This window comes from Shimia sp. R11_0, from assembly GCF_017744035.1.
GTDB lineage: Bacteria > Pseudomonadota > Alphaproteobacteria > Rhodobacterales > Rhodobacteraceae > Shimia > Shimia marina.
In genome coordinates this window covers 1-1314 of the sequence record NZ_JAGHQY010000026.1, presented here as the reverse complement: position 1 = coordinate 1314, position 1314 = coordinate 1, and the positions used below count along the sequence as shown (strand labels likewise).

At 54.7% G+C, this 1314-nt stretch carries 1 protein-coding gene; it reads right to left on the bottom strand.

The features are described from left to right. Position 1: 1 nt before the first annotated feature. Positions 2 to 1165 (bottom strand): glutathionylspermidine synthase family protein, encoded by a 1164-nt coding sequence (locus tag J7382_RS19840; protein ID WP_209070718.1) that lies wholly within the window; start codon positions 1163 to 1165, stop codon positions 2 to 4. Positions 1166 to 1314 lie beyond the last annotated feature (149 nt).

Sequence of the window (1314 nt, the reverse complement as noted above, 5' to 3'; positions counted from 1 at the left end):
GTCATGCCTGAATAAAATGTGGCACAAACCGGGACAAATCCTGCGTTACTTCGGAACTGTCCTCGCGGACGCACAGCCCACAGGCATTGTCGCCTATCACCCACGACCCAATCATCATGTGGTCCGCGCCAAAACGGGCTGGGGGATGATAGGCTTGCACAATGCTGCCTTCCGCGCCGTATTGCCCCTCTGTTTCCAAAACCGGTCGGCCCGGCCTGACCACTCTGATGTTGGCGCCTTCCCTGCTAAACAGAGGCTTCTGAACGTGGGCGGTCTCATTAACCCATTTAGGTACGTCATCGGCAAACCAACTGGGGAGAAGGTTTGGATGACCCGGGAACATCTTCCAAAGCAGCGGCAATATTCCCTTGTTCGATAAAATGGCCTTCCAAGGCGGCTCCAGCCATTTCTGTGGCGCTGTCAGAAGCGCCGGACCAAAGCGCTCGCGTAACATGTCTTCCCAGGGGTAAAGTTTGAAAATTGTGTCGATCACATAGCCATCGTCATCTGCAAATCGCCCTTGATGATCGATGCCAATGTCCTCGATGGCGACAAACTTTGGCTCCAAGTCCGCCTGCTTGGCACAGTCTTCCAAATACCTCACTGTTGCGCGCTCTTCTTCAAGATTTTTCACGCTCGAGAAATGGAGGCGGTACCCTGGCGCAAACATCTGCTGCAACCGCTCAATTAGCGCATCTTGCACCGAGTTGAACTGATCGGTGTCGTCTGACAGCACGCCGGCCTGAATCTGCTGCTCCAGCCAGACCCACTGGAAAAAGCCGGTTTCATAAAGGGCCGTTGGCGTGTCGGCGTTGAACTCCAACATCTTCGCTGGTCCAGTGCCGTCATAGTGAAAATCAAACCGGCCATACAAAGATGGATCGCTTCGCAGCCAACTCTCTTTGATCCAGGCGTGGTAAGCCTGAGGAATGGCCAGCCTTTCCATCAGGGCTGAATCCGCTACGACATGCGCGACAAGCTCCAGGCACATATGCCAAAGCTCGGTTGTCGGGTCTTCGATGTCATTCTCGATCTCGGACAACGAAAAGCAGTATGCGCGGCTCTCATCCCAATACGGCGCGCCGTACATTGAGTGAAACCCAAAGCCCAGCTTTTCGGCCAGGGCCTTCCAGCCTGGACGTTCCGGTAAAACGACGCGCTCCATTTATGGTTAGAGCTTTGCCAATAGAGCTTGCACGTCATTGCGTGCTGGATTTTCCAAAGCCTTGATTTTGTCTTCCAGCGCTTCCCCTGACACCAGCTTCACCTCTTCGTCGGCGGCCGCAAGCATGGCCTGCTGATGGGCCTGTCGCT

What these genes read in the sequence shown, in the direction of transcription:
- J7382_RS19840 (WP_209070718.1), bottom strand. Translation starts at nt 1,165, where the DNA reads ATGGAGCGCGTCGTTTTACCGGAACGTCCAGGCTGGAAGGCCCTGGCC.